Origin of the sequence: Maritalea sp. S77, assembly GCF_049801075.1 — a bacterium.
GTDB lineage: Bacteria > Pseudomonadota > Alphaproteobacteria > Rhizobiales > Devosiaceae > Maritalea.
This window is the reverse complement of record NZ_JBNAGG010000003.1, coordinates 170,199-189,262: the sequence shown is the minus strand read 5'-3', so window position 1 is coordinate 189,262 and position 19,064 is coordinate 170,199. Positions and strand designations below refer to the sequence as shown.

The following is a 19,064-nucleotide window of genomic DNA, read 5'->3' as shown; positions in this document are numbered from 1 at the left end:
TCTGCGCCGGGCTTTTTTGTATTGGCTAGTTTTCGGTTTGTCTTCGCGTCCATAAGGCGAAAATGCTTCAACGACGCACTCAATAACTAACGATTTTGCTCACGCGCTTGGCGGCCGCACTTTTAAAAATAACTTTGAAGCAAAAACCAAACCGTGAGGTCTCGGTTTGGCAAACCCCATCGACAAAACCAACATTGCCGTGGGTGGCCACATTGAAAATTTCAACATTCTGGGCAACGTCGCGGGATTTGATCGTGGAGATAATATCCGCATGTCCCTTGATCATATGATCGACATTTTGCTGCCAAATGGCGTCATCATCTATTATGTCTCCAAGCGAAGAGTGACCCGCACCCAAGAGGAAAAGGCAAAACTCGACCATCAATTGGTTTTTCGGCGAGTTTCTGCAGTCGGGTGGATAGTATATTGTTGGATCACCCATGGGTCTAGCCCTTATGGTCCGGCAACACGCGGTGTGGCGGCTGATGCCCGTCCAAAAATGTACGAATATTCACCAACACGGTTTCACCCATTTCGATTCGGCTTTCCAAGGTGGCTGAACCCATATGGGCAGTCAACACCACCTTATTATCACGAGCCAGCGCCAAGAGAGACGGATTGATCGGTTTGTGATGCTCAAACACATCCAAGGCGGCGCCCCCAATTTGGTCCCGTTCTATAGCGTCGATCAACGCGTCTTCGTCAATCAGATTGGGCCGCGCTAGATTGACCAAAAAGGCATCAGGTTTCATGCGATCAATATTGTCACGATTGATCAAATGACGGGTCGCTTTGGTGGCTGGCGTGTGCAAGGTCACAATGTCGACTTGGGCCAGCATTTCTTCCAGATTGTCCCAATAGGTAGCACCAAGCTCAGTCTCAAGGCTCTGCGGGCGTTTCGAGCGGCTGTAATAATGGATATCGAGGCCAAAAGCTTTCGCGCGATGCGCCACGGCAGTGCCGATACGGCCCATGCCGACAATGCCTAGCTTTTTGCCGGAAAGGCGTCGCCCCAGCATCCAATTGGGTGACCAGCCGGGCCAAGACCCGTCTTTGAGCAAAACCTGGCTGCCTTCAATCAAACGCCGTGGCACCGCTAGAATCAATGCCATGGTCATATCTGCGGTATCGTCAGTGAGTACGCTTGGAGTATTGGTGACAGTGATGTTGCGCGCCGCAGCGGCATTTACATCCACATTGTCGACCCCATTGCCGAATTGGGCAATCAAGCGCACATCTTTGCCCAATTGCGCAATCACATCGGCGCTCAGATCGTCGGTGATGGTCGACACCAACACATCGCAATTTTGCGACGCCTCAATCAATTGTTGGGTGGTAAAGGCTTTGTCAGCTGTGTTAAATGCCACATTGAATAACGCGGCCATACGTTCTTCCACCGGGGTGGGCAATTGTCGCGTAACCAGAACACGGGCGTTCGTGTGAGGCATAAATTCCCTTTCAACCCGTATACACATCCCCAGCGGAGAGAATTTGCGCCACTGGGTATGGTTTTAGCCATACATTAAGGTGTCTTTGCCTAAGTGGGGATAAACTATCGGGCCTTGGTGCCAATAACAAGAGATGAATTTGAGATGCGTTTGACCCTTTTAAACCACGTCCATCCGCTCAAAGGCCTGAGCTTGGTGCTGTGCGCCCTTTGGCTCGCCATCGCGCCTGCATGGGCGCAGAATATGGGCCCATCCGGCTTGCCTTTGCCGCGATTCGTCTCCTTAGGGTCCTCCAAAATCAATGTCCGCCATGGCCCGGGCCAAAAATATCAGGTGGCTTGGATTTTCACGCAATCAGGGCTGCCTGTTGAAGTGGTGCAAGAATTCGATACATGGCGAAAAGTGCGCGATTCGGATGGTGATGAAGGCTGGATTCACCAATCGCTCTTGTCTGGTCGTCGCACGGGGTTGGTTGCCCCCTGGCTCAATGGCCAATCACAAGCAATTCCACTTTATGCCCGCGCTGATCGAGGCGCGCCATTGCGCGCACAGCTGGCACCAAAAGTGTTGGTGAATGTGCAAGAATGCGACAAAGAATGGTGCGAAATTTCTGGCCGCTTCCGCCCAGACGGGGAAGATGCGGGACCGCAAAATTTCAAAGGCTGGGTAGAAAAGCAATTTGTTTGGGGCGTCTATAGTGACGAAACCTTCGACTAAGGCTTAGTTTTCGCGCCGCACACGCACCACAACATCCACATGTGAGATTTTCATGCCCTTCGGCGCATCCGGAAGGCCTTGAATAACGATCTCGTTGGACGGAATATCCACCACGCGATCTTCATCTTCGATATAGAAATGGTGGTGGTCAGACGTGTCCGTATCGAAATAGGTCCGCGCCGCATCCACTGTGACTTCGCGCAACAAACCAGCATCTTTGAATTGCCGGAGTGTGTTGTAAACGGTGGCCAATGAGACAGCGACGCCACCCTGATCAGCCTCTGCATGCAAAGCTTCAGCGCTAACATGGCGATGGCCGTTGCCATAAATCAAATCTGCCAATGCCAAACGTTGTCGGGTTGGCCGCAAGCCGGCCATGCGCAACACAGCCGTCAAACAAGGACCGCGAGAGCTGGGCTGACGAAAGCTAGATTTTTGCAACTGGTTCATTCCTACTTATCCGAAGTTGGTCAATGCGCACTATAGGCGCGGCGCCAAACGGGTTCAACAAATTCTCATGTACAAGATTAACATCATAAATGCAACAAATCCGGTGCTTTGCGGTTGTTTCGAGCTAAAGGCAAAGGCGGCCACGCATAAAAGTAGTTGCGCATCCAACTATATGTACACGATCATCTCGCACGTGACAGGTTAAATTACCGCCTCTTTTAGAGGCCTGATGCGCTTCTAATTCGGTTTCGTTGAGTTTTTTCGCCCAATAGGGCGCAAGCGTGGTGTGGATGGAGCCTGTGACGGGGTCTTCGTCAATGCCGCCGCCGGGCAGAAAATAACGGGATACAAAATCAAATTCCTTGCTACGGCCGGTGACGATGACCCCATCTGTGCCCAGCTTCGCCAACGCTTCAAAATCTGGTTCAAAATTACGCACCGCTGCCTCGTCTTCCAGCTCCACAAAATAGTTCTCATAAGACTTAAAAATCGCAATAGGTGTTGCGCCGAAGCTGGCGGCGATCTCCGCTGGCAAACTATCTATGAATTCATAAGAGACGTTTGGAAAGTCCAGCAAATAGCTCGGCGCAGTTTCGTGCGCTTGGTGCAATTCAACCCGAAGCTCGCCCACCTCACCAAACAGGCGCAGCGGCATGGGTGCCTGATATTCTGTGTTTAAGATATGGGCGCTTGCCAATGTGGCATGGCCGCAAAAGCTCACTTCATGCGTTGGCGTGAACCAACGAATGTCCCACCCATCCTGATTCTCGCGTGGTTTGACGAATGCGGTTTCAGAAAGATTGTTCTCCATAGCGATGTGCTGCATCAATTGTTCATCCAGCCAATTGTCCAGCACCATAACAGCGGCTGGGTTGCCCTTGAACAATTCTGCAGTAAATGCATCTACCTGAAAAATTTGCATTTCACCTCATGCTTTCCGTTCATCGCGTTTCCGGTCACGATGACGCTGCAAAATGTGACTGGCAAGCCATGAATGACGAAAAAAGCAAGACAATTGGCCTGTTTGGGCTTGGCCTTCTTTGTCGCGCCCTATATGGGTTAATCAAATGCAATAACTTTGCGCAATGGCCCAAAAATGCTATGGACGAGCAAATTTGGTTTTGGGTTATGAAATGGCGGCGGCACGATATTTCGTCGCGCAAAGACAAGAATAAGGGAAAAAGGGCTTATGACCGAGCGCGCCCATCAGTTTAGTTACGATGATTTGATTTTGCATGGACGCGGCGAACTGCCAGGGCAAGGCGACGCCAAATTGCCGGCACCGCCAATGTTGATGTTTGACCGCATCACCAACATCGATTCCGATGGTGGCGAATATAGCAAAGGCAGTGTCACAGCTGAGTTGGATTTGAACCCCGATCTTTGGTTCTATCAATGTCACTTTATTGGCGATCCGGTTATGCCAGGCTGCTTGGGCCTCGATGCTTTGTGGCAAATGATCGGTTTCTTCCTGTCATGGAGCGGTTCGCCTGGTCGTGGCCGTGCATTGGGCGGTTCCATCAAATTTGTGGGGCAAGCCACCAATGACAAAAAGCTGCTGCAATATCATGTTGATATTAAAAAGCACATGCGTTCGCCTTTACCGTTCGGCGTAGCCAATGGTTGGGTGAAGGCAGATGGTGAAATCATCTATAAAGCCGAAAACTTGCGTGTAGGCCTCATCGGCCTTGAAGACAAATAATCAAACGCACCACGCGAGAGGTTAAGAGGATCAAATGAAAAGAGTTGTCATCACAGGCATGGGGATTGTTTCCTCCATCGGCAATAATCGCGCTGAGGTTTTGCAAAGCCTGCGCGACGCGAAGCCAGGGATCACCACCGCTGAAAACCATGTGAAATATGGCTTCCGCAGTCAGGTGCATGGCGAGCCAACACTCGATCCGTTTTCCGTTTTAGACCGTCGGACAACCCGCTTCATGGCGCGTGGCGCCGCATGGAACTATATTGCCATGCAAGAAGCGATTGAGCAGGCGGGCTTGGAAGAAGACAATATCTCCAATCCGCGCACAGGCATCGTGATGGGCTCTGGTGGTCCATCAACAGAAACATTGATCAGCGCCGCGGACATTACCCGCGAAAAAATGAGCCCGAAACGCATTGGGCCACTGGCCGTGCCGAAAGCCATGAGCTCAACAGCGTCTGCAACGTTGGCCACCGCGTTTAAAATCAAGGGTGTGAACTACACGATCACCTCTGCTTGCGCGACTTCGAAGCACTGTATCGGCAACGCCTATGAGCAGATACAAATGGGCAAGCAAGACATTGTTTTTGCTGGCGGCAGTGAAGATCTTGAATGGTCAATGTCCAACATGTTTGATGCTTTGGGCGCAATGACCTCCAAATATAACGACACGCCGGAAGTGGCGTCCCGCGCTTATGATAAAAACCGTGACGGTTTCATCATCGCTGGCGGCGCAGGCGTGATGGTGTTGGAAGAATATGAGCACGCCAAAGCACGTGGCGCGAATATTCTAGCTGAAATTGTGGGCTACGGCGCCACATCTGATGGCTATGACATGGTGGCCCCATCTGGCGAAGGGGCCGAGCGCTGCATGCGCATGGCGCTGGAAACCGTGAATTGCCCGATTGATTACATCAACCCGCATGCCACTTCCACACCTGTTGGCGACATCAAGGAAATTGAAGCGATTCGCGCTGTGTTTGGCAATGAAGACAAATGTCCGCCATTGTCCGCCACCAAATCTCTAACCGGCCACTCTTTGGGTGCCGTTGGGGTGCAAGAATCAATCTATTCCGTGATGATGATGAATGAAGGTTTCTTGTGCGAAAGCGCTAACATTTTTGAACTCGACCCAGAGTTTGAAGATATGCCGATTTTGCGCGAGCGTCGCGATAATCAAAATATTGGCTGCGTCATGTCCAACTCATTCGGCTTCGGCGGCACCAACGCAACGTTGATTTTCAAACATCCAGACGCCTAATCTGCATATCGCGCTGCGCTTGCGCTAGGCACCAATCGGCGGGGGTGCCGGGGTAGTGAGCGTAGCGAACGACGGCGGCGCAAAAAATGGCCGAGGGTGCCGGGGACGGACACGAAGTGTCCGGTGGCGGCAAAAAAATAGAGGGGCCAGCTGGCCCCTTTTAATTTAGATAGCGTTTAGTGATCGCTCGGGTTGAAGGCAAGAAATGACCGATACAGTTGAGTTTGCTTGCACCTTTCCTAGGCTCTATTCTAATCATCCCCGAACATACATGGTAGAGATGGCCCGTGCCCTTGGCTTGGAGCAATTCGAACGGAAGCTTACGGTTAACAGCATCTATAGCTATCTAATCGAACACCAAGAACTTATTGACTTATGGTTGAATTGGTCAGCTGATAAAAGATCATCAAATAGTTGGTATTTTTCGGAGAATGACGAAGATTGGGTCGTTGGATATTGTCCAAATGGCCCGGAAACCCTTTATAAAAATAAAGTTCATGCCTGCGCAGAATTTGTCGAAATTGAAATCTTTAATTATCTATCAAGTTTCTGAGAAACCACAGTAACCGTCCTTAGTGAGTGCGAAACATGACCGATCCAATTTACGCCATTGGCGATATTCACGGCCAGTTGGAGCAGCTGCATAAGGTGCTCGACAAGATCGAACGCGATGGTGGGCAAAATGCAAAGATTGTCTTTCTCGGCGATTATGTGGATCGCGGCCCCAACAGCAAAGACGTGATCGAATTGTTGGCTGACGGGGTAAAGTCCGGCAAAAATTGGCATTGCATTTTGGGCAATCATGACCGGATGTTTTCCATGTTTATGGAAGATTATCCGCGCACCGATTATCGGCTGAAGCCAGGTTATGACTGGTTTCATGAGCGCATTGGCGGTGTGGAAACCCTTGCCTCCTATGGCATTGATTCGGATATTGATCGACGGATTTTTCAATTGCATGAAGATGCGCAAGAAGCGGTGCCGCAACACCATTTGGACTTCATCAACAATTTGCCCCTCACGATCACCGCAGGTGAGTTACTGTTTGTCCATGCAGGGATTCGCCCTGGCGTGGCCCTAGAGCAGCAAACAGAAGATGATTTGGTGTGGATCAGAGAGGGCTTCTTGGATGATCCGCGCCCCCATGATTGGCTGATTGTGCATGGCCACACCACAGTGCCCGAAGCGACCCATTATGGAAACCGCGTCAATCTTGATTCAGGCGCAGGCTATGGCAAGCCACTCACAGCGGCCGTTTTTGAAGGGGCAGAAAGCTGGGTGCTTACCGAAAATGGGCGGGCTTCGCTTAAGGCAGAATAGGCGCGACGGAAGCCGCGCCCTAATCCTTAGCTGGCAAAAACGCCATCCATATTTTTGAAGCCTTTAACTTCAATCGGGTTGCCGCATGGATCCGTGAAAAACATGGTCCATTGTTCGCCCGGTTCGCCCTCAAACCGCACTTGTGGAGGGATGATAAAATCCACATTGGCACGCTTGAGGCGTTCAGCCAATTTCTCCCAATCCCCATGTTCAAGAATAACCCCAAGATGCGGCATCGGCACTTTGTGGTCGCCCACCATGCCAGTGCGGGCCGTTTTAAACGGCATGCCCACATGTAGTGAAATTTGATGGCCAAAAAAGTCGAAATCAACCCAACTTTCGGCACTGCGGCCTTCATGGCAACCAAGAATTTCGCCATAAAAATACCGGGCCACGTTGAGGTCAGTCACGTGATAAGCCAAGTGGAAGATCGATTTCATAAGGGACAACCTATCTTTTAAAGAATAAGCACGATTGTTGTGATTTTTGGTCCAACCGTCAAGCAAAGCCTGTTGATTTGGTTGAGCTTTTCTTAGCGCGCTAGCTGGCCAAGATGGCTTCGATTTTTTCCTGAACGCTCAAGGCTTCCTGTGGCGTGGCCAAAAGATGGTCTCTGCCTTCAACCATAAGTGCAAAGTGATCGAGCTGCGCATGCAGGCCATCAATGCGGGCATTGGCACCCGGATCGACAATTTGAGTAAAGTCCTCGCCGCTAGTGGCCCATAGTTCACTGAATTGCCGCACGGAAAAGCTCTGTTTTGCCCCTTTGATGAAAACTTCCTGTCGATCGGGCTGCGTGCCGCCGACACTAGCGAAAATATTGAGTTTTGTGCCTTCCTCGCTTGTCAGCCGTGCTGCCAAATTGGTTTCGCATAGCTCATCATTGGGATAGTCAACATGTGCCCAATCCAATTGCACGCGCCCCATCACCCGTTCGGCAAAAAACATAAAGTGCGAAATCACTTCCCGTGTCATGCCGCCTTCTGCGCGAAAGCGCAGCCAATCGGCTTTTACTTGCCAAGCGCGGGGCCATTGGGCGTAGGACACGAATATATCGATGCCTGCAAGTTCGCCCATCTTGCCGGATGAAGCGGCAGATTGAACATGCGCCAGTGCTTCGCCAGTCGCTTGCACGAAATTCACTGCCGTAGGCACCTGTGCTGCCTCCAAATGGCGCACCAGTTCGCGGCTGGCGGCCACATCGGTACCGAGTGGTTTTTCCAAAAATAAAGGCTTGCCCAAGTCGGCCGCATATTTGGCATACACATGCCGCGGCGCGGGTGGGCAGGCGAGATAGACCACATCCACCGCATCAATTGCGGCTTCTGCTGTAGGGGGAATATTGGCGTGGGGGGCAATGTCGCGCGCGGCGCGTTGCGCCGCTTCGCTCGGGTCCCACATTTGGGTGACTTCAAATGCCGGATAAGTGCTCAACGCGTGCAACATGCGTTGGCCCATAATGCCCAATCCGATCACGGCGATTGTTTTGCTCATCTCGCTTACCTTTTTTTGAGGCAACGATAATCAAGCTTTGGCGCGGCGTCGATATTTCATTTTGCTGGCGCTGGCATTTAGCCCGTCATAGATCAGCAACTCGCCCACCAAAGGGGCGCCGACCTTTGTGATCAACTTAATTGCTTCAAGTGCTTGGAGACTGCCAATAACCCCGGTAATCGGCCCCAATATGCCGACTTCCTCGCAAGAAAATTGCGCTTCATTTTCCGGCGGTGCGGGATAAAGGTCATCGAATGACGGATTATCGCCCTGATAAGGCATAAATACCGTCAGATTGCCATCAAACAGCGTAACCGCCCCCGCGACGAGTGGTTTGTGGTGCTGAGCGCACAAATCGGCCACCAGCTTGCGTGTCGCAAAATTATCGCTGCCATCCAGCACCAGATCATAGAGGCTGATCAACTCATCACCATTGTCAGCCGTCAGGCGTATTGGATGAGTGTTCACTGTAATATGCGGGTTAAGGTCGGCAGCAAAGCGCTGCGCTGACGCAACCTTCGCGATTCCTTCATCAGATGAGCGATGCACAATCTGGCGCTGCAGATTGGAAAGCGACACATGGTCGTCATCGACAATGCCGATGGTGCCAACGCCCGCCGCTGCCAAATAGGCAAGGGCAGGACTGCCCAAGCCACCAGCACCAATTATCAGCGCTTTCGCTGCTTTTAGGCGCTGTTGCCCAACCCCACCAATACGTTTCAACACAATATGGCGGGCATAGCGGGCGGTTTCTTCAGCGCTTAGGGACATAAATTAAAGCGGCACCACGATAAAGCGACGATCCGGCCCTTCAAACCCGTGTGCCCAAACTGAAACCAGCAACACGGCATGGTCAAGACTATAAGACTGGAAGGGCATAAACACCGCTGTTGGGCGATAAGTGATCGGGCAACCGCGCGATTTTGGAATATGCCCATCTTCATAAATGCGGTCCATATTGCCGTCCAAATCGGTCAAATTCACCGCAAAACCCATCGGTTCTTGGCCCATATAATCGACACAAGGTTCTGTAGACGGGGCCTTAAAAATATCGAGGGCGATCTCATACATTTGATCACGCGGTGCAGGGCCCATAAAGCCCGGCACGTTAAAGGCGATGCTGGTTTGATCAATTTCGGGCTCGCCATCTGCTTGGAAGGCGATCATATCTGCTGGGGTGACAATGCCATAGGCTTCCAGATCAGCAAATGCCTGGCTGGCGGCCTGCGCGCGGATCACATGAAGCGGGGTCATTTCATCGTCAGAACCTGCACGATAGGGGGAGCCTTCTACCCATTTATCTTCTGCAATATCAATAAGATAGATATTTGAATAGGCAAAGCCTGAGCCATCTTGCACGCCAAATTCTTCAAAGGCGAAATAGCGGCCATCTTCTGAATAGCCAATGGCATTCAGCAAGGCGCGATCACCCGCAAGGGCGGTGGAAATAAGCGTCAGGAAAACTGTTGCGACCAGCGCAAGGCGAGAAAGTGGAGTAGACAAGGTCATTTGAGCACCTCTTTGCAAAGCGTGCCGCCTATGACGACACCCCAGTTGAACCAAACCCGCCCGCACCTCGATCAGTGCTAGACAGAGATTCTGTCTTTATCATGACCACTTTTTCAACCGGCGCAATCACCATCTGCGCAATGCGGTCGCCACGATTGATGGTGAAGGGCGCTTTCCCGTGATTGATCAGGATGACGCGCACCTCGCCGCGATAGTCTGCATCAATGGTGCCGGGTGCATTCAAGGTTGTCACTGCATGCTTTGCGGCTAGGCCAGAGCGTGGGCGAATCTGCGCTTCATAAAATTCGGGCAAGCCCAAAGCAAATCCAGTTGGAACTATGTCGTGATCACCCGGTTCAATAATCATAGGTTCATACTCAGGCACCGCTGCGCGCAAGTCCAAGCCCGCCGCGCCAGATGTCGCCTGCTGCGGTGCCTCAAGCCCTTCGCCATGGGGCAAAACTTTAAATTGAACCTCGACCATCATGCTCCCTTAAATTCTTTCGCAATAAGATCGGCCAGCTTTTCCGCGACACCCTTCTTGCTCATATTGTCCCATTCTTCCGGCTCGTCAGAGCTAAAAAATGTAATCTTGTTCTGGTCGCCGCCAAATGTACCCATCTCCGGGCTTACATCATTGGCCAACAGCCAATCGCAGCCTTTGCGTTGCCGCTTGGCACGGGCATGTTCAACCAGCTTTTCGGTTTCCGCCGCAAAGCCCACCACCAATTGAGGACGTGCCGCTGCGTCCAACTGGGCAACAGACTTTAAGATATCCGGGTTGAGCACCATTTGGATGCTGGGCGCAGCCGTTTCGTCGGGCGTTTTTTTGATCTTTTCGGCACCCGCTTGCTCTGGCCGCCAATCGGCCACGGCGGCGCAGAAAATCGCCCCATCAGCCGGCAATGCTTGATGCACTGCATCATACATATCTTGCGCGCTACCAATGGCAATCGCATGTGCGCCCGCTGGGGGCGGCACATCTGATGCGCCATAAATGAAGCTCACATTCGCGCCCCGGTCCAACAGGCTTTGGGCGATTGCGGTGCCCTGCTTGCCGGAGGAGGCATTGGAGATAAATCGCACCGGATCAATCGGTTCCCGGGTGCCGCCAGAGGTGACGATAAAATGCTTGCCCTTAAGGCTTTGGCCCTTTTCGAAATAGGCGCAGATCGCATCAAAAATTTCTGGTGGCTCCGCCAACCGGCCGGGCCCAAATTCGCCACACGCCATGCTGCCTTCAACCGGCCCCAAAAACTGCATGCCATCGTCCAGCAATTGGCGATAATTGCGCTGGGTCGCCGCTGACTCCCACATGCGCACATTCATTGCTGGGACGACGATCACATCCTTATCTCGCGCCAAGATTGCGGTGGACGCCAAATCATCGGCAATGCCGTGGGCCATCTTCGCCATAAAATTACCAGTCGCCGGGGCCACCACAATAAGATCGGCGTCGCGCACCAATTCAATATGGTTGATTTCGGCTTCACGGCTCAGGTCAAACAATTCGGTTAGCGTGGGTTTGCCGGAAACGGTGCTGGCTGTCATCGGCGTGACGAAATTCTGCGCCGCTGCCGTCATAAAAGGCTGCACCTCGCCGCCTGCTTTACGGATCAAACGCATCACATCAATCGCCTTAAAGGCAGCAATGCCCCCGGTGATGATCAATAAGATTTTGCGGCCTTCAAGCATAATGATCCCCTCGTTTTCAGAACAATAGGGTCTTCAACGCAGCGGCGGCAACCAAAACCATCAAAATTGTACTGAGGACGGCAAACCATCGCTTCATGAAAAACGGTGTGCGTTGCTTTTGCTGCTCTGCATCTTCCAGCATTTTCTCATAGCGGTTCAGCAGGTCCGGTAGCTTTTTCGCGGCCAGCAAAAATTCATTGCCCGTGGAGATCGCATCTTTGATGATGCCTTCCGGCCCCACCTTGCGCTTCACCCATTCCGAAACGATTGGCTCAGCTGTGGTCCACATGTTCAACTCTGGGTCAAGCGAGCGGGCCACGCCCTCCACCAGCACCATATTCTTTTGCAGCATCACCAGCTCAGTGCGGGTTTGCATGTTGAACAGCTCGGTCACATCCATCAATTGGGTGAGCACTTTTGCCATGGAGATTTCATCAGCAGAACGGCCCACCAGCGGTTCGCCAATGGCGCGCAGCGCCTGAGCAAAATCGTCCACCGACTGGTCCTTGGGCACATAGCCAATATCAAAATGCAACTGCGCAATGCGCTGATAATTGCGGGTGATAAAGCCATAAAGAATTTCCGCAAGAAACTTCTGCTCTTCTGGCCCAATGCGCCCCATAATGCCGAAATCAACCGCCCGCACTGTGCCATCATTAGGGGCCACAAACAGATTGCCCGGGTGCATATCCGCATGGAAAAAACCGTCGCGGATCGCATGGCGCAAAAAGCTTTGCAGCAAATCTTTGGCGATCTTTTTGCGGTCCAGCCCCGCCGCATCAATTTTGGCATGATCGCGGATTGGAATACCGTCCATCCACGAAGTGACCATCACTTCTTTCGAGGTTTGCGGCCAAACAACAGTTGGAATTTCAAAGCCCGGATCGTTGCTGATATTCTCATTCATTTCCGAAATGGCTGCCGCTTCTAGCCGCAAATCCATTTCTAGAAATGCAGAACGCTCCAAGGTCTTGATCACATCCAGCGGGCGCAAACGGCGTGACTTCGGCACAAACCGTTCCGCCAAACTGGCGGCGGCGCGCATGGAGGCAAGGTCTTTGTAGAAACGCTCTTCAATATCGGGCCGCAGCAATTTAACGGCAACCTTTTGCCCATCAATATAGGCCTCATGCACCTGCGCAATGGAGGCGGCGGCAATGGGGTCTGAAACCTTGTCCAGCCTATCCGCCGCACTGCCCAGCGCAGACTTCAAAATCTGCGGCACCAGCTTTTGATCAAAGGGCGGCATTTGATCCTGCAGCCCTTGCAGATCGCCAGATACATTTGCGCCCACAATGTCCGGCCGTGTCGCCAGCATTTGCCCCAATTTCACATAAGTCGGGCCAAGCTTTTGTAGTGCTTTGGACAAGCGTTCCACCCGCCCGGTCTTGCGCACAGAACGCCGTTCAATCAGCCGCGCCAATTTGATCGCGCGGGCCGCTGGCCCTTTAATGCCCTGCCCTTCCGTGACAGAAAGCGCGCCCTCGCGGGCCAATACATAGCCTGCGCGAACCAAGCGAAAATAGGCTGAGATGCTCATAGATGCGGTGCCTATCTAATTTTCCAAGCAGAATGAATGGTGGCGATGTTGCCGGTGAGCGGCGTATAGCTCACATTTTCAAACCCGGCTTCGCGGATCATTTGCGCAAACGGTTCTGGCTTTGGAAATTTGCGAATGCTCTCCACCAAATATTGGTAAGGGTCGCCATCGCCCGTCACCATTTTGCCCATGGGCGGGATTAAATGATCTGAGAAAAGATCATAGACCTTATCAAGCCCCGGCACATCCACAGTTGAAAATTCAAGCACCATCAAGCGGCCGCCGCGTTTCAACACCCGATAGGCTTCGCGCAATGCCCGATCAATTTGCGGCACATTGCGAATGCCGAAGGCGATGGTATAGGCGTCGAACTTTTTGTCTTCAAACGGCAGTTCTTCGGCATTGGCTTCCACAAAATCCACGCCATCCTGATAGCGCCATTTCTTCGCCCGCTCTGCGCCCACGCGCAACATATCGCTATTAATGTCTGACACAGTGACGCTGGCATTGCCGTGTGAGGCGCTCATAATGCGTTGAGCAATATCACCTGTGCCGCCTGCCATATCGAGCACATGATAATGATCATTTCCCACCTTTGGCGGTGCCAGTTTGGCGACAAACGCATCCTTCCACACCCGGTGCATGCCGCCGCTCATCATGTCGTTCATCAGATCATAGCGGTCGGCCACCTTATGGAACACATCATTCACAAGACCTTGCTTTTCGCCCAAAGGCACTTCGCGTTCACCAAAATGTGTGGTTTGTTGTGCGTCAGTCATCTTTTAGATATTCCTTCAATTTCGCCGCACCATATCCCAACAGGTTTTGGATTTCCAATAAAACAGACCAAGATTGGGGTGCTTTGGATTGACGCAGGTAAAAAGGGTAAACCATTTGGTTCTCTCATTGATTATGGATAAAGCACATGCCTGAATTGCCCGAGGTGGAAACCGTACGCCGTGGCCTAGAACCCTTCTTGTCGGGTGCAACAATAGATGACGTGAAGCTCAATCGGCCAGATCTGCGCTTCCCCTTCCCTGACAATATGGTGGAACGGCTTCAAGGGCAGACCATCCAACATGTTGGGCGCCGCGCCAAATATCTTGTGATGGAGCTAAGTTCGCGGGAATCTCTGCTGGCCCATTTGGGCATGAGCGGCAGCTTTAAGGTGGGTCAATATGTGCCCGATGCTGACGAGCGGGTGCACAAGCAAAAACTGTCGCCCAAGCATGATCATGTGGCGATGCGGCTAACCCATCCAACCCAAGGCGATGTGGAACTGATCTACAATGATCCGCGGCGCTTTGGGTATATGGATTTGATTGGTGAAGATGCGCCCAACAAGCATCTGGATCATTTGGGCCCAGAACCCTTATCCAATCAATTCAGCGCTGAACATTTGGTTATGCGCTTTGAAGGCAAGAAGAGCCCGGTGAAAATGGGGCTGCTCGATCAGCGCAATGTTGCCGGTCTGGGCAATATTTATGTGTGCGAGGCGCTTTATGAAATGGGTATCGACCCGTTTACGCCGATGGCGAAACTGGCCAAAGCTCATAAGAAAGATCCTGCGCGCCTTGATGGGCTAACCCAAGCCATCAAACGCACATTGCTTGTGGCGATTGAAGCTGGCGGCTCTACGCTAAAGGACTTTAAGAATGCCCAGGGCGATCTAGGTTATTTTCAACATCAATTTAGGGTCTATGGACGAGAGGGTGAACCGTGCCAAAATGAAGGATGCGACAGCATGATTGAACGGCGGGTCCAATCCGGGCGCTCAACCTTTATGTGCCCAACGTGTCAGATATAGCCTAACCACCGCGTCTGGCGCCCGCAGCACTTATGTTTTGGCGCATTTAGATATTGACGTCTTCGCCTAGGCGCTCTATAACGGCCAACGAAATTCGGGCGGCAGCTGTGCCGCCGCTTTTATTTCGGTTTGAATTTCAGAACAATTTAGGCCGAAAACGCATAACGAGGAAAAGCATGGCAAATACTCCGTCAGCAAAAAAAGCTGTACGCAAGATTGAGCGTCAGACTGAGGTTAACAAAGCACGCCGTTCGCGCATGCGCACATTCATTCGCAAAGTAGAAGAAGCAATTGCTTCTGGCGATAGTGCTGCTGCGAAACAAGCGTTGCAAGCTGCGCAACCAGAAATTATGCGCGCCGCCACTAAGGGCGTCGTTCATAAGAACATGGCTGCTCGCAAAATCTCGCGTTTGGCTGCCCGCGTTAAAGCTGTTTCTGCGTAACGCATAAACACAACACGCATTACAAATTTGAAAGCCCTTCTTTGAGAAATCAAGGAAGGGTTTTTCGCGTGCTTATGCAGGGCATTGCAATGCGATTTTTCTCGCCCTTGCACCCGATGCCGTGCGCCGAGCATGAGCCAAAAGCAACAAGCGATTGAATCCATTTATAAAATCGTCATAAAACTGATGTGCAGCGCGAAAATTTATTTGTTTTCAAATATTTATCGGTGCTGCTTTCTATGTTGGTGTCTGCCGATTTGACCCCAAATGCCGTTAAAAATGTTAAATCGTAAATTTTTTATTAACGTGATTTTTGGGCTTGATTTTTGAATTTGTAAGGAGAGTCAAAGCCTTAAAAACCAAGGGGCAGACTCACCCTTGCTCAACCGCAATTTTAGACAAAGAGTCAATCCCCATTTTGCGAGATTCCACGGTTGAAACCCACAATTTTCAAGGCTAATATGATCCTCGTTGGAACGAAGACTGATGATATGTGAGTAAAAATTGCCACATATTCATCGAACCGGGGGCATTGTGATGCGGCACAAGAAAAACGAGCAATCTGGGCTCGAGTTTCGTAATAGACATAAAGAACTCGCATCATTCTTTTCTTAGCTCACCACGTCTTGTGAGTTTCAATAAAAACTTTCTGGCGGTAATCGCTAACTTTTAAAATAAACCGGCAAATCGACACGCCGAATACTTTCGGCGCACGATATTGCTTTGTTTACGGGGCAGACAGCCCGTCGTGCGGCTAACCTTTTCGGGGTTGGAGACGGGCAAGTATTGGTCAAACAGAGGCACATAATGAACCACACATCGCTTTTGGCGCGCGACATCACAGAACAAGCAGAACAACAAGATGTTGCGACCAATCAATCAGAACATACGGGTGGAGAGCTAATGACAGATTTGGGGGCGGATCAGTCTAAGATTTGGGAGCGCGTTAAGAAAAGACTTTGGGCGAGTGTAGGTGAGGATGTTTTTTCATCCTGGTTTGCATCAATGGAATTGGAAGAGATTTGCGACGGCATCGCGCACCTTTCCGTTCCAACCCGCTTTTTAAGCTCATGGATTACTTCAAACTATCAAGATCGTATTTTAGAGTCATTTACATCAGAAACAGATCAAGTTGCGCAATTGCACTTGACCGTTCGCGTCAACGGCAAGCCGCGTGCCGCAATTCAGCAAAATAACGCGCCAGAGGCCGCTAAGCCGGACGCGAAAACCACAACCAATCAAGGTTTGCGCACTGGCGCGCAGCACAATGCACGGCTCAAGGCAGGCGATGCACTTTCAGGTTCTGCGCTCGACCCAAAATTGACCTTCGATAGCTTCGTCACCGGTTCCGCCAATGAGATGGCTTTGGCCGCCGCCAAGCAAGTGGCGCAAGCCGCCGCGCAAGGCACAGCAGCGTTCAACCCGGTTTATATCCATTCGTCTGTTGGCTTGGGTAAATCTCACCTGTTGAACGCCATTGCCTGGGCAGCCGGTGCGGGCGATAAGAATCGCAATATTGTTTATCTCACCGCCGATCATTTTATGTACCACTTCATCACTGCGGTGCAGCGCCAAAGCGCAATTGCTTTTAAAGAATGGCTCCGGTCAATCGATGTGTTGTTGATCGATGATATGCAATTCCTTCAAGGCAAATCGGTCACTGAATTGGGCCAGGCCTTGAGTGCATTGCTTACTGGCGCAAAGCAAGTTGTTGTGGCGGGTGATGCGCCTCCACGCGACTTGGACATGCTGGACGATCGTTTGCGGTCGCGCCTGTCTGGCGGCCTTGTGGTGCCAATCCAGCCTTTGGACGAAGAATTGCGTCGGGCCATCGTGGAAAAGCGGGCTGAGCAAGCGGCGGCTAAATTCCCAGGGCTGCATATCCCAGCACCTGTATTGGATTATGTAGCGCGCAATGTATTGTCCCACGGCCGGGATTTGGATGGCGCGGTAAACCGTTTGGTGGCTGCCAACCAATTGACCGAAGAGCCGATCACCATTGAGTTGGCCGAGAAGGCGTTGCACGATCTGCTGCGTACCCGTGACACACGTCGTGTCAAGATCGATGAGATCCAAACAACTGTGGCCAAGCACTTTAAAGTGTCCAAGCCTGATCTGTTGTCTTCACGTCGGTCACGCTCTGTGGTGCGTCCACGCCAGATTGCGATGTATTTGTCGAAGATTTTGACCTCACGGTCTTTGCCAGAGATTGGGCGTCGCTTCGGCAACCGCGATCACACAACGGTGCTGCACGCTGTGCGAAAAGTGGAACAATTGATGGGTGGTGATACTGGGTTTGCTCAAGAGGTGGAGCTACTCAAGCGCATGATCGAAGAATAGATCGGCGACAAAATATTCTCGGGGGAGGATAAAACGGTGCATCTTGACAAAAGATGCGCCGTTTTCTGTTGTTATTGCTGGATTTAAGCGAGTTAGGTCTTGCCTTTTGCGCCAGAAAAAGCCAGTTTCGCAACCCCGAATAGATCAATGATAAGCGCCATCGATAAAACGCGATGGCAGCATGGGAGACGTCAGATGAAGGTCACTTTGGAGCGCAACCATTTGCTCAAATCTTTGGGCCATGTTCACCGTGTTGTGGAGCGGCGAACCACTTACCCCATCTTGTCCAACGTTTTGATCAACGCCCATGACGGACAGCTCGAATTGCGGGCAACAGACTTGGACATTGAAATCACCGAAAGTGTGCCCGCCATGGTTGGCGTTGCCGGCACAACCACCGTGCCCGCCCACACGCTTTATGAAATCGTGCGTAAATTGGCCGACGGTGCGGAAGTGAATTTGGAAACAGATGGCACCAATGAGCAAATGACCATCACCTCTGGTCGCTCAAACTTCAATCTAACCTGCTTGGCGCCGGATGGCTTCCCTGATCTCAAATCAGGCGACTTCAGCCATAAATTCACGCTCAAAGCTGGCGCACTGAAAAATCTGATCGATTGCACACAGTTTGCCATCTCAACCGAAGAGACCCGCTATTATTTGAATGGTATCTTCTTCCACACCATGAGCGAAGATGAAGGCGTGATACTCCGCGCTGTCGCGACAGACGGTCACCGTTTGGCGCGCGCTGAAACCGAAGCGCCACAAGGCTCAGAAGGTATGCCATCCATCATCGTGCCGCGCAAAACGGTTGCTGAAGTGCAAAAGCTTTTGGGCGATGACGATCAAGATATTGGTGTTGAACTTTCAGACAGCAAAATCCGATTTGAATTGGGCGGCGTTGTATTGTTGTCCAAACTGATTGAAGGCACATACCCTAACTATGAGGGTGTGATTCCGAAAGACAATGACAAGCGTTTGGCCGTTGACCGCAACGCCTTGAAGCAAGCGGTTGATCGTGTGTCTACCATCGCGTCTGACCGTGGCGGCAAGGCCGTTAAACTTGGCTTGAGTGAAGGCTTGTTGGAACTGAGCGTCACCAACCCGGATCACGGCACAGCCCGCGAAGAGTTGCCCATCGAATTTGAGCATGAAGGCTTTGAGATCGGCTTTAACGCGCGCTATTTGCTGGATATTATCGAGCAAGTGCATTCCGAACAGGCAATCTTCATGTTCTCTGACAGCGGGTCGCCAACCATTGTGCAATCTGAAGATGAAGCCGATCGCGCGCTTTATATTTTGATGCCAATGCGGGTATAGCGGGATAAAAGGGCAGGC

Annotated in this window: 21 protein-coding genes; 9 read left to right on the top strand and 12 right to left on the bottom strand. The window is 51.6% G+C overall.

Annotated features, from left to right (window positions below; genetic code table 11):
- Nucleotides 1-79: 79 nt before the first annotated feature.
- Entirely contained in the window at nt 80-442 is a 363-nt protein-coding gene (locus tag ACP15Y_RS11690) for a hypothetical protein (protein WP_424983263.1), read from the bottom strand.
- 4 nt (nt 443-446) lie between these two features.
- Complete coding sequence (locus ACP15Y_RS11685; RefSeq protein WP_424983262.1) at nt 447-1,448, bottom strand: 2-hydroxyacid dehydrogenase; 1,002 nt, start codon at nt 1,446-1,448, stop codon at nt 447-449.
- A 144-nt stretch (nt 1,449-1,592) separates the two neighbouring features.
- Here ACP15Y_RS11685 and ACP15Y_RS11680 point away from each other — a divergent pair, with 144 nt between their 5' ends.
- On the top strand, nt 1,593-2,165 hold the full coding sequence (locus ACP15Y_RS11680; RefSeq protein WP_424983261.1) for an SH3 domain-containing protein: 573 nt from the start codon (nt 1,593-1,595) through the stop codon (nt 2,163-2,165).
- Between the two features lie 3 nt (nt 2,166-2,168).
- Here the strand turns inward: ACP15Y_RS11680 and irrA are convergent, their stop codons facing one another.
- Both irrA and ACP15Y_RS11670 read right to left on the bottom strand, forming a co-directional pair.
- On the bottom strand, nt 2,169-2,615 hold the full coding sequence (irrA, locus tag ACP15Y_RS11675; protein WP_424983260.1) for an iron response transcriptional regulator IrrA: 447 nt from the start codon (nt 2,613-2,615) through the stop codon (nt 2,169-2,171).
- A 124-nt stretch (nt 2,616-2,739) separates the two neighbouring features.
- The gene (locus ACP15Y_RS11670) at nt 2,740-3,537 is read right to left on the bottom strand and encodes a PhzF family phenazine biosynthesis protein (protein WP_424983259.1); all 798 of its coding nucleotides are present in this window, start codon (nt 3,535-3,537) and stop codon (nt 2,740-2,742) included.
- Nucleotides 3,538-3,804: 267 nt separating this feature from the next.
- Here ACP15Y_RS11670 and fabA point away from each other — a divergent pair, with 267 nt between their 5' ends.
- The 4 genes from fabA to ACP15Y_RS11650 all read left to right on the top strand — a co-directional run bounded on the left by fabA (nt 3,805) and on the right by ACP15Y_RS11650 (nt 6,898).
- The gene (gene fabA / locus ACP15Y_RS11665) at nt 3,805-4,317 is read left to right on the top strand and encodes a bifunctional 3-hydroxydecanoyl-ACP dehydratase/trans-2-decenoyl-ACP isomerase (RefSeq protein ID WP_424983258.1); all 513 of its coding nucleotides are present in this window, start codon (nt 3,805-3,807) and stop codon (nt 4,315-4,317) included.
- Nucleotides 4,318-4,351: 34 nt separating this feature from the next.
- The gene (fabB, locus tag ACP15Y_RS11660) at nt 4,352-5,578 is read left to right on the top strand and encodes a beta-ketoacyl-ACP synthase I (protein WP_424983257.1); all 1,227 of its coding nucleotides are present in this window, start codon (nt 4,352-4,354) and stop codon (nt 5,576-5,578) included.
- Between the two features lie 205 nt (nt 5,579-5,783).
- Nucleotides 5,784-6,131 carry a hypothetical protein gene (locus tag ACP15Y_RS11655; RefSeq protein WP_424983256.1) on the top strand — a complete coding sequence of 116 codons (348 nt, stop codon included), beginning with the start codon at nt 5,784-5,786 and terminating at the stop codon, nt 6,129-6,131.
- 35 nt (nt 6,132-6,166) lie between these two features.
- Nucleotides 6,167-6,898: a metallophosphoesterase family protein gene (locus tag ACP15Y_RS11650; RefSeq protein WP_424983255.1), complete on the top strand. Its 732-nt coding sequence runs from the start codon at nt 6,167-6,169 to the stop codon at nt 6,896-6,898.
- Between the two features lie 26 nt (nt 6,899-6,924).
- On the opposite strand, the gene ACP15Y_RS11645 is transcribed toward ACP15Y_RS11650, so the two are convergent.
- From ACP15Y_RS11645 to ubiE, 8 genes are all read right to left on the bottom strand, one after another.
- The gene (locus ACP15Y_RS11645) at nt 6,925-7,338 is read right to left on the bottom strand and encodes a VOC family protein (RefSeq protein WP_424983254.1); all 414 of its coding nucleotides are present in this window, start codon (nt 7,336-7,338) and stop codon (nt 6,925-6,927) included.
- 100 nt (nt 7,339-7,438) lie between these two features.
- Nucleotides 7,439-8,392 (bottom strand): Gfo/Idh/MocA family protein, encoded by a 954-nt coding sequence (locus ACP15Y_RS11640; protein WP_424983253.1) that lies wholly within the window; start codon nt 8,390-8,392, stop codon nt 7,439-7,441.
- 30 nt (nt 8,393-8,422) lie between these two features.
- A complete protein-coding gene (gene moeB, locus ACP15Y_RS11635) occupies nt 8,423-9,163 on the bottom strand; it encodes a molybdopterin-synthase adenylyltransferase MoeB (protein WP_424983252.1) in 741 nt (246 codons plus the stop codon).
- 3 nt (nt 9,164-9,166) lie between these two features.
- A complete protein-coding gene (locus tag ACP15Y_RS11630) occupies nt 9,167-9,901 on the bottom strand; it encodes a DUF2259 domain-containing protein (protein WP_424983251.1) in 735 nt (244 codons plus the stop codon).
- 28 nt (nt 9,902-9,929) lie between these two features.
- Nucleotides 9,930-10,388: a dUTP diphosphatase gene (gene dut, locus ACP15Y_RS11625; RefSeq protein ID WP_424983250.1), complete on the bottom strand. Its 459-nt coding sequence runs from the start codon at nt 10,386-10,388 to the stop codon at nt 9,930-9,932.
- Nucleotides 10,385-11,599 carry a bifunctional phosphopantothenoylcysteine decarboxylase/phosphopantothenate--cysteine ligase CoaBC gene (gene coaBC, locus ACP15Y_RS11620; RefSeq protein ID WP_424983538.1) on the bottom strand — a complete coding sequence of 405 codons (1,215 nt, stop codon included), beginning with the start codon at nt 11,597-11,599 and terminating at the stop codon, nt 10,385-10,387. The genes dut and coaBC overlap by 4 nt, the downstream gene beginning before the upstream one ends.
- Nucleotides 11,600-11,612: 13 nt before the next feature.
- Nucleotides 11,613-13,136: a 2-polyprenylphenol 6-hydroxylase gene (ubiB, locus tag ACP15Y_RS11615; RefSeq protein ID WP_424983249.1), complete on the bottom strand. Its 1,524-nt coding sequence runs from the start codon at nt 13,134-13,136 to the stop codon at nt 11,613-11,615.
- An 11-nt stretch (nt 13,137-13,147) separates the two neighbouring features.
- Nucleotides 13,148-13,915 carry a bifunctional demethylmenaquinone methyltransferase/2-methoxy-6-polyprenyl-1,4-benzoquinol methylase UbiE gene (gene ubiE / locus ACP15Y_RS11610; RefSeq protein ID WP_424983248.1) on the bottom strand — a complete coding sequence of 256 codons (768 nt, stop codon included), beginning with the start codon at nt 13,913-13,915 and terminating at the stop codon, nt 13,148-13,150.
- Between the two features lie 146 nt (nt 13,916-14,061).
- Here ubiE and mutM point away from each other — a divergent pair, with 146 nt between their 5' ends.
- The 4 genes from mutM (at nt 14,062) to dnaN (ending at nt 19,046) form a co-directional block, all read left to right on the top strand.
- The gene (gene mutM, locus ACP15Y_RS11605) at nt 14,062-14,943 is read left to right on the top strand and encodes a bifunctional DNA-formamidopyrimidine glycosylase/DNA-(apurinic or apyrimidinic site) lyase (protein ID WP_424983247.1); all 882 of its coding nucleotides are present in this window, start codon (nt 14,062-14,064) and stop codon (nt 14,941-14,943) included.
- Between the two features lie 176 nt (nt 14,944-15,119).
- Nucleotides 15,120-15,386: a 30S ribosomal protein S20 gene (gene rpsT, locus ACP15Y_RS11600; RefSeq protein ID WP_424983246.1), complete on the top strand. Its 267-nt coding sequence runs from the start codon at nt 15,120-15,122 to the stop codon at nt 15,384-15,386.
- A 903-nt stretch (nt 15,387-16,289) separates the two neighbouring features.
- The gene (gene dnaA, locus ACP15Y_RS11595) at nt 16,290-17,726 is read left to right on the top strand and encodes a chromosomal replication initiator protein DnaA (protein ID WP_424983537.1); all 1,437 of its coding nucleotides are present in this window, start codon (nt 16,290-16,292) and stop codon (nt 17,724-17,726) included.
- A gap of 195 nt (nt 17,727-17,921) precedes the next feature.
- On the top strand, nt 17,922-19,046 hold the full coding sequence (gene dnaN / locus ACP15Y_RS11590) for a DNA polymerase III subunit beta (protein WP_424983245.1): 1,125 nt from the start codon (nt 17,922-17,924) through the stop codon (nt 19,044-19,046).
- The last annotated feature ends 18 nt before the right edge of the window (nt 19,047-19,064 follow it).

What these genes read in the sequence shown, in the direction of transcription:
- irrA (WP_424983260.1), bottom strand. Translation starts at nt 2,615, where the DNA reads ATGAACCAGTTGCAAAAATCTAGCTTTCGTCAGCCCAGCTCTCGCGGT.
- fabA (WP_424983258.1), top strand. Translation starts at nt 3,805, where the DNA reads ATGACCGAGCGCGCCCATCAGTTTAGTTACGATGATTTGATTTTGCAT.
- ubiE (WP_424983248.1), bottom strand. Translation starts at nt 13,915, where the DNA reads ATGACTGACGCACAACAAACCACACATTTTGGTGAACGCGAAGTGCCT.
- ACP15Y_RS11655 (WP_424983256.1), top strand. Translation starts at nt 5,784, where the DNA reads ATGACCGATACAGTTGAGTTTGCTTGCACCTTTCCTAGGCTCTATTCT.
- dnaN (WP_424983245.1), top strand. Translation starts at nt 17,922, where the DNA reads ATGAAGGTCACTTTGGAGCGCAACCATTTGCTCAAATCTTTGGGCCAT.
- dnaA (WP_424983537.1), top strand. Translation starts at nt 16,290, where the DNA reads ATGACAGATTTGGGGGCGGATCAGTCTAAGATTTGGGAGCGCGTTAAG.
- ACP15Y_RS11640 (WP_424983253.1), bottom strand. Translation starts at nt 8,392, where the DNA reads ATGAGCAAAACAATCGCCGTGATCGGATTGGGCATTATGGGCCAACGC.
- ACP15Y_RS11650 (WP_424983255.1), top strand. Translation starts at nt 6,167, where the DNA reads ATGACCGATCCAATTTACGCCATTGGCGATATTCACGGCCAGTTGGAG.
- ACP15Y_RS11680 (WP_424983261.1), top strand. Translation starts at nt 1,593, where the DNA reads ATGCGTTTGACCCTTTTAAACCACGTCCATCCGCTCAAAGGCCTGAGC.
- ACP15Y_RS11685 (WP_424983262.1), bottom strand. Translation starts at nt 1,448, where the DNA reads ATGCCTCACACGAACGCCCGTGTTCTGGTTACGCGACAATTGCCCACC.
- ubiB (WP_424983249.1), bottom strand. Translation starts at nt 13,136, where the DNA reads ATGAGCATCTCAGCCTATTTTCGCTTGGTTCGCGCAGGCTATGTATTG.
- ACP15Y_RS11670 (WP_424983259.1), bottom strand. Translation starts at nt 3,537, where the DNA reads ATGCAAATTTTTCAGGTAGATGCATTTACTGCAGAATTGTTCAAGGGC.
- ACP15Y_RS11645 (WP_424983254.1), bottom strand. Translation starts at nt 7,338, where the DNA reads ATGAAATCGATCTTCCACTTGGCTTATCACGTGACTGACCTCAACGTG.
- rpsT (WP_424983246.1), top strand. Translation starts at nt 15,120, where the DNA reads ATGGCAAATACTCCGTCAGCAAAAAAAGCTGTACGCAAGATTGAGCGT.
- moeB (WP_424983252.1), bottom strand. Translation starts at nt 9,163, where the DNA reads ATGTCCCTAAGCGCTGAAGAAACCGCCCGCTATGCCCGCCATATTGTG.
- ACP15Y_RS11630 (WP_424983251.1), bottom strand. Translation starts at nt 9,901, where the DNA reads ATGACCTTGTCTACTCCACTTTCTCGCCTTGCGCTGGTCGCAACAGTT.
- ACP15Y_RS11690 (WP_424983263.1), bottom strand. Translation starts at nt 442, where the DNA reads ATGGGTGATCCAACAATATACTATCCACCCGACTGCAGAAACTCGCCG.
- mutM (WP_424983247.1), top strand. Translation starts at nt 14,062, where the DNA reads ATGCCTGAATTGCCCGAGGTGGAAACCGTACGCCGTGGCCTAGAACCC.
- fabB (WP_424983257.1), top strand. Translation starts at nt 4,352, where the DNA reads ATGAAAAGAGTTGTCATCACAGGCATGGGGATTGTTTCCTCCATCGGC.
- dut (WP_424983250.1), bottom strand. Translation starts at nt 10,388, where the DNA reads ATGATGGTCGAGGTTCAATTTAAAGTTTTGCCCCATGGCGAAGGGCTT.